The following is a 9,649-nucleotide window of genomic DNA, read 5'->3' as shown; positions in this document are numbered from 1 at the left end:
GAGGGGCAATGCAAACCGGAGCAGAAGCTCAAGTCCAACAGCGAAAAAAGGAGGCAGGATCCTGGAGAGACATTCGGCTGTTGGTATTGGACATCGACGGCACGATTGCCGGGCCTTCCAACCAGGTTTCGGAGCCGGTGCGGCAGGCCATTCAAAAAGCCAAGGCGGCAGGCGTGCGGGTAGCCATTGCTACAGGTCGGATGCATCGCTCTGCTGAGCGGTTTCACTACGCCATTGGGGCCGATATGCCCCTCTGCAGCTATCAGGGGGCGCTCATTCGCGATCCCGACAGCCAAAAGACCTTGAAGCATTGGAGCCTGGACTGGTCGCTGGCGGAGGAGCTGCTGCAGGTGCTGCAGGATCAGCCGGTGGGGGTGCACCTCTACATCGACGATCAGCTCTATTTGCGGGAGCTCAGCCCCCTCAGCCAAGCCTATGCCGAGCGCTCCCAGGTGCCGTTCCAGATGCTCTCCCCCGCCCAACACGGGAAAAGCCCCACCAAGATCCTGGCTGTTTCGGAGGATACGGAGTTTCTGCAGCAACTCCAGGGATCCCTGCGGCAGCGGTATTCTCCTGAGCAGATCTACCTCACCCGCTCGGAGCCGATTTTTTTGGAGGCCACCCATGCGGCGGTGAACAAGGGCAATGCCGTTCGTTTTCTGGCGGAAGAGCTGCTGGGGGTGTCGGCGGATCAGGTGATGGCCATCGGCGATGGCGACAACGACATCGAGATGCTCCAGTATGCGGGGATCGGGGTAGCCATGGGGAACGCCTCGCCGGCTCTGCTGCCCCACGCTGATTGGGTTGCTCCCCCCGTCACCGAAGATGGGGTGGCGGTGGCCATTGAGACCTTTATCCTCGGCTAGTTGCGGATGCAATGGTGAGCTTGGCAGATTCTCCTTTTCCCCAAGTCACGTTGCGTCCAGAACAGCAACGGGCATTGGCGTATCGGTCGGGGCCTCTGGGGATCGCGGCAGTTCCGGGGAGCGGCAAGACGTTTATCCTGGAGCTGCTAATCGCCGATCTCATCCTGAATCGCGGCGTTCCACCGGAGCGCATTGGGGTGTTCACCTACATGCGTTCGGCGCGAAGCAATTTGATCAACCGCATCAACCAACGCCTGCAACAGGCGGGCTATCCGGATCGCTTTACCCAAGCCTTCACCTTGCACTCGCTGGCGCTGCGGGTGTTGCGGGAGGTTCCCGGCCCTTGGGAAGAGCTGTCCATCCTGGAGGAATATGAACAGGAGCGCCTGCTCAGCCGTCTCTGCCGCGCCTGGCTCGCCCACCACACCCACCTCTGGGAGCCCTTGATCCCTGCCGAGAAGCCCCACAAGGTGGTCCGAAACCGGCTGCGGTTTCGACGCAGCTTCCAGCAGATGGTGCGGGCGGTGATCAGCACGGCCAAGAATCTGCGTCTGGGGCCGGAGGCGATCCCCACAACTACTCAGGGCTATCTGGGCTGGGCGGCCCCCATCTATGCTGCCTACCAAGCGGAGCTGCGTCGCCTGGGCAAGCTGGACTACGACGACCTGGGCTGGCAGGCAGTGGAGCTAATCGAGCGCGACCCGGCCCTGCGGCAGCAGGTGCAAAATTGGTACGACTACCTATTCGAGGACGAGGCCCAGGACAGCTCCCCCCTCCAAGAAGAGCTGCTGCGGCTGCTCAGCCAGCGCACCGGCAACCTGGTACGGGTCGGGGATCCCAACCAAAGCATCATGGGCACCTTCACCACCGCCGAGCCGCGGCTGTTTCGCGCCTTTTGTCAGGCCAATCCCCAGGTGACGTTGAAAGAGTCCAGCCGCAGCGCCCCCCAGATCCTGGAGTTGGCCAACCGCCTGGTGGACTGGGTGAACCAGAAGCACCCCATCCCAGCCCTGCGCACCGCCCTGGCTCCCCAGCACATTTGCCCGGCCAGCGCTGGCGGCCTAAATCCCCCGGCCAGCGAAGGGGAGGTGGTGTTTCGCCGGGTAGTCGGATCCCCGGAGCAGGAGCTGCAGGAGGTGACGCGGTGGGCCCTGGCAGCCGCCCAGGCTTTTCCCGACCAGACGGTGGCCATTCTGGTCACCACCAACGAGCTGGGGGGCAAGGCCCTCGACTACCTGCGGGAACTGGGGGCAGAGCAGGTGATCGATCTGTTGCGGGGCAACCCCAGCCAGCGGCGGGTGTTGCTGCAACTCAAGGGAATCATCGACTGGTTGGCCCAGCCCATTTCCTCTGCCCGCTTGGCCGCTGCTGTGGATCACCTGGCCGACTGGGCCGGGATCCCGCGCCTGGAGCTGGGGCCGATGCTGGACTGGATCCGCGCCTCGCTGCCGGAGCGGCTGCTATTTCCCCAGTTTGGGGAAGCCCCCACTTTGCCGGATAGCCCCTCTTGGCAAAACTTGGGCAGGCTGCTGCGCATCCTTGCCGGTTGGCTGCGGGCCGGGCGCTCCCCTTGGCCGGAGGTGCTCAATGTGATTGTCCAAAGCCTCTACCGCAAGCCGGAAGAGCTGTTTGTGGGTTGCTACGTCATCGACCAGTTGGAGCAGGTGCTGGGATCCCTGCCCGAGGTCGATTGGCAGGAGATTGCCCAAGAATTGCGGGTGATTCTGGATCGCCGCCTCAACAACCTGCCCTCGGAGATCTTTGCCTTCAACCCGGAGCCGGGCAGCATCACCGTTACGACTCTGCACCGCGCCAAGGGCTTGGAATGGGATCAGGTGTTCATCCCCCAGGTGTCGGCCTACGAGTTTCCCACCTACTCTGAAGAGCGACCGGTGGGGCTGAGGTTTTTGGAGGATGTCGATATGAGAGCAGAAGCCCTGGCCCAGTTGCGGCAGCTCAGCCGCAGAAGTTGTTGGGAGCAGCAGGCCGACTCGGCCACCGAGCAAGCCTTTTTGGATCTGGCCGCAGAGCGGCTGCGGCTGCTGTACGTGGGCATCACCCGCAGCAAACGGCGGCTTACCCTCTCCGTCTCCAGCCAATCTCGCTTTGGCGAAGAGCAGAGTGCATCGTTGGTGTTTCGCGTGTTGAGCCGCCCTTGCGAGGCAAGTTGACAGCGAGGCGCCCGGGCCTCTGGTTCTTCATTGCCCCGCGGCAGGCTGCTAGCATGGCTAAGCCCGATAGCGCCGCCTTGCGCGATGGGGCAGTCGTTTAAAAACATGGGTATTCTGCAATGCAACCTCGGCGTGTTGCCCGCGAACTGGCCCTGCTGGGGGTCAACCAACTGCCGGCCACAGCGGCCAAACTGAGCGAAAAACAACTGGAGGACTTGCTGCTGGCAGCCATCCGCGCTCTGCAGGAAGAGACCCATGAAACTCTCTCCACAGCGGCGGCGGAGATCCAGCGCAGCGATCGCCTGTTGCACGAGAGCGATCCCCTGTTATTGGCCGCTTCTGATGCCAAGGAAGAGGGCGGAGCTCGCTCTCTTACTGTCCGCCTTCAGCAGGCCCAACGACATCTGCAACGCTTGGAAACGGCTCTGAAGGAGGCCAACGCCGGCGACACCGTGCAGGGAGAATTGCTGGAGCTGGCCCACCAAGCCCAAGTGGCCCTCAGCAACGCCGGCCAAGCCCTGGAACACCTGGAACAGCGGCTGTACAGCGTCCGCCGCATCCTGGATGAGGTCGTTCAGTTGTCCCAAAAGGCGGTCAACCGGCTGGGAGTTGCCCTCTCCATGCCGGAGCTGTTGCACATTGCCCAAGCTCAAGAGGTACGCGCCTACGCTCTCCAACTGTTGACCGCCCTGCGCACCCATAAGGAGGCTATCGACGCCCGTTTGCAAGGGGTTTTGGTAGGCTGGCAACTGAAGCGGGTGGGGCGGATCGAGCGCGATATCCTGCGCCTGGCGGTAGTGGAAATGGAGATCCTGCGCAGCAGCCCCGACAAGGTCGCCATCAACGAAGCTGTAGAATTGGCCAAAAAATACGGGGATCCGGAGGCCGCCGCTTTTGTCAACGGGGTGCTACGGCGGCTGGTGGACAGCCGCATGGAAGCCCCTTTCGGTCGGAATCCTTCGCCAGCCGGGGATCTCAGAAGCTAGGCTCCTCACTGCCTTAGGGTGAAGGCCCTGCGTGGGGCAGATTGTTTGACCCTCCTACCGCCCAGGGGATTTTTACGCAGTCCGCAAGCGGACTCACAGAGGCGTTGTCAAGACACCTCTAGACAGTTCCTGGAGGCAAGGCCCCAAGGTTCTGCTGACTTTTCTGATCGCGTCAGCGGGACGGAGTCGTTGCAGGTTGGCTGAGACGGCAGTCTCTTCCGGACGCTTGCCACCGGTCGGGTTTTTCACCGTCTTAGGGGCTCGCCTGGGAACGGCACGCCTCGGTGATAACTATGCCATTGATGAGCAGCTAAAGTTGCTCACGGGCCTTTCCGCCCCGCACTCAAGTACGGGGCCAGCCAGCTATCCCTCTGTGTTTTCGATGGGGAAGCGGGCGATGAGATTCGAACTCACGACATCCAGCTTGGGAAGCTAGCGTTCTACCACTGAACTACGCCCGCAGGGATCCAGGCTCGACAACCTGGAGACTTTCCTAACGCATAGTTTAGCATTTCTTGGACGGGATCCCTGGTACAACAGAAGCAGCGTTCTACTTCTTTTGTTGATCCATGCCGGCCATCCTCCTGCTCTCCGGTAGTCCTGGCCCTCTTTCTCGGGAAGCCGCTGGCCCGCCACCGCGGTCGGAAGCGATTTTGCACCACGCTGCCGGGATCCTGTCCGGTCTGGGATTGACGACGGAGTTTGTCTCGGTGCGGGATTTGCCGCCAGAGGATCTGGTGCGGGTTAACTTTGAGAGCCCTCACCTCCAGCAGATTCAGGAAAAGGTGGCCCAGGCTGCCGGGATCGTCATCTCTGCTCCTGTCTATAAAGCTTCTTATCCAGGCGTGTTGAAGGCGCTGCTGGATTTGCTAGACCAGGATGCTTTTACCGGCAAGGTGATTCTCCCCATTGCCACCGGGGGAACCCTGGCCCACCTGCTGGCCATCGACTTTGCCATGAAGCCGGTGCTGGCCGTGATGGGCGCAACCCATATCTTGAAAGGGATCTACATCCTCAGCTCGCAGATCCAGTTTGAGGCCGACGGCACCCTGCGGCTGGAGGCCGACATTGAAGAACGTCTGCAAGCAGGGATCCGGGCGCTTGCCCAGGCGGTGAAATAAGGATTTTTCGTTCATGCGGAAGCGCCCAGCCAACAACTGAAAGGCAACTCTCCGGTGCAGCCTTCAGGGATCCCTCAACAGCACCGTCGCAGTCACAGCGGCACTTTGTCCCAACCGGTCGAAAACCCGTAAACTGAGCAGGTAAGAGCCGGGCACCAAGTTCAAAGGGGGGCGGATGCGGAAGCGAGTAGTGCAGGACACGTTGCCGGAGACACAGTTGACCTGGGCTGCTGACAGCGTCTGCACCTCGATCCCCGACCATGACACCTGAAACGCCAGCTCCGCTGGGAGCCGCCCCGGCACCGACACCGAGACCCCAACCTCCAAAAAGCCGCCCCGGCTAACGGCGGCAGGAATGTCGCTGCTGGTGATTAGCGGCGGCAGAGGGGGGCTGGCAGTGAGCGCGGCGGCACCACAACCGACCAGAGCCACGCCCAGCAGGGCCAGCGTCAACCCCCAAGGTTTGGATCCCAGCTTGATCACAGGGCTCCCGCTTCAGAACTCCATCCCCCAAGTATAGAGGATGGAGGCAACATCTCTAGCGTTAGTTTTGGGAGAACTCAAAAATTCACGCTATAGGTGGTGTCAAGCTGGATATTTGCCCGGAGCATCTGCTAGAGTAAAGCCCATAATCTGTCGAGCAGCCGGGCTATGGAAGTGGAAGAGGAGCTGAAAGCTTTGCGGGCGCGCGTGCGCAACTTGGAGCGATCCCTAGCAGAGTCAGAGGCACTGTCATTGCAGCAGATTGAATGTACCCATCGCCTGGAACAGCAACTGCTGGAAGCGCAGGCCCAACTGCAGGAGCGGGAGCAAGCTTTGCAGGCTTGTCAAGAGGAGAAGGCGCGGCTGGAACAACGTCCTACCCTGGAAGCTTTTCAGCTCCAACAGCAGCACATTGAAGAGTTACAAAATCTTCTCTGGGAAATGGAGCGCCGACCCACGCTGGAGCACTACCAGATCCTGCAGCAACAGTTGCAGACCAGCCAAGCAGAAATCGAAACCCTGAAGGCAGAACTGCAGCGGCGCGTCGATCCGGCCCGGTTCTATCAACTGCAGCAGGAGCTCTGGGAGCTGAAACAGCAGGCCAACCAGTTGGGGGAATACGCCGTCAAGTTGCCGCAGGTACAGCTTTTACAAGCCCAATCGCAGCTCCGCATTCAAGCGCTGGAGGAAGAGAAGGCGCAGTTGCAGGCGCAAATCCAGGAGCTGGCCGCTCGGCCCTCTGCGCAGGAAATGGAAGCCCTACGGGCGGAGCTGGAGGCGGCCCACCGCCAGGCCGAGGCTGAGGGGCAGCGTCTCAAAGCCGAGCTGGAAAGCGAAAAGGCACGCCTGCAAGCCGACCTGAATGCAGCGCAGCAACGTCTTCGCGAATTGGAAGAACGCCCTTCGCAGGAGCAATGGGCAAGCTTGCAAGCGGAGCTGAACCAGTTGCGCCAACAAGCCTCTTTTGCCAAGGCCGAGCGAACCACCTTGCTGGCGGAGCTGCAGCAGAGCCAGCAGCGCCAGGCAGAACAGGCCCAGCAAATTGCCAAACTGGAGGCGGAGCTGCAGGCTCTGCGCCAAGAGCGAAAAGCCCAAGTGGATCCCAGCGGCGAGGCGGAGTCTCTGCAGACGCAGCGGCTCCTTGCTCTAGAAGAGCAAGTGCAGGCTCTCACCCGGGAGCTCGACGCCTTGCGGGCCGAACGGGATCAGCTTCTCCAAGAGCTGGCTCAGCGGCCCACCCTTGTCCAGTGGCAGGAAGTGCAGCAGCAGCTTCGGGAGCTGGCCCAGCGACCAACTCGGGAAAGCCTGGAAGAAGCCCGGCGGGCACAGGAGCTGGCGGAGGCCCATCATCTGGTTAGCCAGAAACAGATCGAGAAGCTGCAGCAGCAGGTGGCGACTTTGAAAACCGAGTGTGTGCAGGCCCACGCCTATGCCCAAACTCAGGAAAAAGAGGTGGCCCTGTTGTTGCAACGCAATCAGGAGCTGGAGGAGCAGCTAGCCGCTCTGCGGCAGTCGTCTGCGGCTCCTCCCCAAGCAGGTGTCGAGCTCAGGTCTGGCCGCCCGGCTCAGGAACGGGTTCAGGCGGCAGCTGAAGGGCCTGCTCCCTCCCCAGCGGTGGCTGCCGCCCCACCCACCAGCCGACCCACAACTGGGAGAACGCCCGCTGGTGGGATCCCACCCCTTGCCCTTGAGGAGCGGCAGGATCGGGCGGAGAAGCTGCTGAGACGCTCCGCCTTGGCGGCTGCACGGGCTGGGGGAGAAGGGGGCAGCCGCAGCCGCATCGAGTTGCCGGCTTTTGTACAGCGGCGGCCCTACTGAGGCTGCCATTCTTGCGGATCCAAGCGCTCTCCCGCCTGGAAACGGGGCCAGGCCCAGCGCAGCAGGGATCCCAACTGGGCGTGGAACCGCTCCGGCGCAAATTGCAAGGCATGGGTCCGAATCCGCTGCGGATCCCATTCCTGGCGCTCCGCCTGGCGCAGCCCTTCGACGAGGGCTTCCACCCTGGCTTCGGGGATGAGGATCCCCGTCTGGCCGTGGATGACGGTCTCGCGGGTGCCTCCCCGGTTCAGGGCGACCACAGGACGACCACAGGCTTGCGCCTCCACCGCCACCAGGCCAAAATCCTCTTCCCAGGGAAACAGCAGCAGCCGGCAATTGGCCAGCAGCTCCTGCAGGCGGTCTTGGGGCTGGTGGGGCAAAAACTCCACTTGCGGCCCTGCCAGTTGCTTCAGTCGCGGCAGCTCCGGCCCTTCCCCCACCACTACCAGGCGGCGGCCCAGCTGCTTACAGGCAGCGATCGCCAAATCCACCCGCTTGTAGGGCACCAGCCGGCCCACCACCAGGTCGTAGTCGGCTTGGGGATGGGTTACCGGCTCAAACCCCTGCAGCGGCACCGGCGGATAGATAACCACAGCCTCGCGGCGGTAGAGCTTGGCCAGGCGCCGGCGGATGTGCTGCGAGTTGGCAATCAATAGGTCTGGCCGCTGGGCTGCCACAAAGTCCCACTGGCGCAGGCGGTGCAACAGCCAGCGGCTGAGGGCGGCAAGCGGGCGGATCCCCGTCAACCCCTCCCGCTCCAGATAGAGCTCCTGGTTTTCCCAGAGGTAACGGGGCGGGCTGTGGATGTAGCTAAGGTGCAGAGTGGAAGGCCCTGTCAGGATCCCTTTGGCAAAGGCATGGCTGCTGGAGATGACGCAGTCATAGGCGGAGAAGTCAAAGCTCTCGTAGGCCAAGGGCATCCAGGGCAGCAGGTACTTAAGGCGGCTGTGATAGTTGCGCCGCAGCACCCCCAGCCAGCGGGCCCAGCCCTGCAAAAACGAGGTGTAAACCGACCGCTGCTGCCAGCTCGGCGGCAAGGTGTGGGACGAGAAGAGGCTGACGTAGAGAGGTGCCTGTGGGGCAAAGGCAAGGAGCTCCTGCAAAACCTTTTCCGATCCCCCTGGCCAGATCAAATACTCGTGCACCAGCGCCAGGCGCTGCGCCCAGGAGGGATCCCAAGCAGGCATGGCTAGGCTTGGGTCGAGGGGGACCTTTTGCCGATGGGCCCGCTTACTTGCCTGGCTTTCTCGTCCAGCCGTTCGCTGATGTAGGCGTAGATCTCGCGGAAGCGGGGCACTGCCCGCATCTCTAGGCGGCTGCCGTCTTTGAGGGTGAGCACCATATCGCCCCAGGTGCCTAGGCCCCGTGGCACCGTCACCACCTTGGCAATCTCTTTGTAAATGACATCAGAGCGCTCCTTGCCGCCCCAGCCGCCGATCACAGTGATGCGACGGTTGGTTATCCGGTAGTGAACCCAAAGCTTGCGCACCAGGGCGCCCACAAACAGAGGCAAGCCAACGAGGGTGAGGCCGAGGAAGGAGTTCAACACCAGATCGCCCGTGTGAGGGCCGCCCTCAAAAAAAACTTCTTCTTTGATCGCCATGCTCAGCCCACCTAATGTCGAATGTCAGCATCAACAATGCTAAAAACAATCTTAAGCTAAACGGTTTCTCACCCCAACTGTCTGCCGAGTTAGCGGTGGATGCGGGATCGAGTCAGTTTTTGGAGGGCTTGCCCCGAGCGGTAGGTAGCCAAGATCAGGTGAACAAACAACACCATCACCACCAGCGCCACCGCCACCGCCCCGACATTGCCCAGCCAGCCCCACCCTTCCAGACCTGTCAGAGCCACCAAAGCCCAAGAGGCAGGGTGCAGCATTCCCCCCAAAAGAAGAATCTGGGAGAACAGGTGCCCGGCTGTGAAGCGGGATCCCAACGCCACCAGCGCCAGGCCGCCGCCGATGTTGATCAGCCCCATATTGCCCAAAAAGGCGTAGCAGATGTGCCAGGCGTACTTTTGTTTGGGCACCTCTTGCCAGGAAAGGGGTTCCCTAGGGATCCCTGGCAAATCTTGCGGAGCGGGCAGCAGCGGCTGAACCTGACTGAGGATGAGGCCCAGGACGATGGCTGCCAGCAGCATCACCACTCCCGCCTTTACATTGAGCTTGCCAGGGATGGCCAATTCAGGATGTGCCAACATTGCAG

9 protein-coding genes and 1 tRNA gene are annotated in these 9,649 nt (G+C 61.9%); 5 read left to right on the top strand and 5 right to left on the bottom strand.

Annotation, left to right across the window (positions count from 1 at the left end):
* From SYN63AY4M2_RS05600 to nusB, 3 genes are all read left to right on the top strand, one after another.
* The coding region (locus tag SYN63AY4M2_RS05600) for an HAD family hydrolase (RefSeq protein ID WP_346426046.1) at positions 1-866 on the top strand (866 nt) is incomplete at its 5' end.
* An 11-nt stretch (positions 867-877) separates the two neighbouring features.
* Positions 878-3,037 carry an ATP-dependent helicase gene (locus tag SYN63AY4M2_RS05595; RefSeq protein WP_041438062.1) on the top strand — a complete coding sequence of 720 codons (2,160 nt, stop codon included), beginning with the start codon at positions 878-880 and terminating at the stop codon, positions 3,035-3,037.
* Between the two features lie 119 nt (positions 3,038-3,156).
* Positions 3,157-4,023, top strand: coding sequence for a transcription antitermination factor NusB (gene nusB, locus SYN63AY4M2_RS05590; protein ID WP_011429259.1), 867 nt, complete (start codon positions 3,157-3,159; stop codon positions 4,021-4,023).
* A gap of 389 nt (positions 4,024-4,412) precedes the next feature.
* On the opposite strand, the gene SYN63AY4M2_RS05585 is transcribed toward nusB, so the two are convergent.
* Positions 4,413-4,484, bottom strand: a tRNA-Gly gene (locus tag SYN63AY4M2_RS05585).
* Between the two features lie 108 nt (positions 4,485-4,592).
* On the opposite strand from SYN63AY4M2_RS05585, the gene ssuE reads away from it, so the two are divergent.
* A complete protein-coding gene (ssuE, locus tag SYN63AY4M2_RS05580) occupies positions 4,593-5,144 on the top strand; it encodes an NADPH-dependent FMN reductase (RefSeq protein ID WP_011429260.1) in 552 nt (183 codons plus the stop codon).
* A 63-nt stretch (positions 5,145-5,207) separates the two neighbouring features.
* Here ssuE and SYN63AY4M2_RS05575 read toward each other — a convergent pair whose 3' ends face one another.
* On the bottom strand, positions 5,208-5,627 hold the full coding sequence (locus tag SYN63AY4M2_RS05575) for a hypothetical protein (protein ID WP_011429261.1): 420 nt from the start codon (positions 5,625-5,627) through the stop codon (positions 5,208-5,210).
* Positions 5,628-5,795: 168 nt separating this feature from the next.
* Here SYN63AY4M2_RS05575 and SYN63AY4M2_RS05570 point away from each other — a divergent pair, with 168 nt between their 5' ends.
* Entirely contained in the window at positions 5,796-7,445 is a 1,650-nt protein-coding gene (locus SYN63AY4M2_RS05570; RefSeq protein ID WP_011429262.1) for a hypothetical protein, read from the top strand.
* Here SYN63AY4M2_RS05570 and SYN63AY4M2_RS05565 read toward each other — a convergent pair.
* The 3 genes from SYN63AY4M2_RS05565 to SYN63AY4M2_RS05555 form a co-directional block, all read right to left on the bottom strand.
* Positions 7,439-8,632, bottom strand: a complete 1,194-nt coding sequence (locus SYN63AY4M2_RS05565; RefSeq protein WP_011429263.1) for a glycosyltransferase — start codon at positions 8,630-8,632, stop codon at positions 7,439-7,441. The two genes, SYN63AY4M2_RS05570 and SYN63AY4M2_RS05565, sit on opposite strands and share 7 nt — an antisense overlap.
* 2 nt (positions 8,633-8,634) lie before the next feature.
* Positions 8,635-9,048 (bottom strand): PH domain-containing protein, encoded by a 414-nt coding sequence (locus SYN63AY4M2_RS05560; protein WP_011429264.1) that lies wholly within the window; start codon positions 9,046-9,048, stop codon positions 8,635-8,637.
* Positions 9,049-9,137: 89 nt separating this feature from the next.
* On the bottom strand, positions 9,138-9,644 hold the full coding sequence (locus tag SYN63AY4M2_RS05555; RefSeq protein WP_240527286.1) for a hypothetical protein: 507 nt from the start codon (positions 9,642-9,644) through the stop codon (positions 9,138-9,140).
* Positions 9,645-9,649: the final 5 nt, after the last annotated feature.

It is taken from the genome of Synechococcus sp. 63AY4M2, from assembly GCF_002760475.1.
In the GTDB taxonomy this organism is placed as follows: Bacteria; Cyanobacteriota; Cyanobacteriia; order Thermostichales; family Thermostichaceae; genus Thermostichus.
Note: the sequence above shows the minus strand (reverse complement) of the source record. Positions and strands in the feature narration are given on the sequence as shown.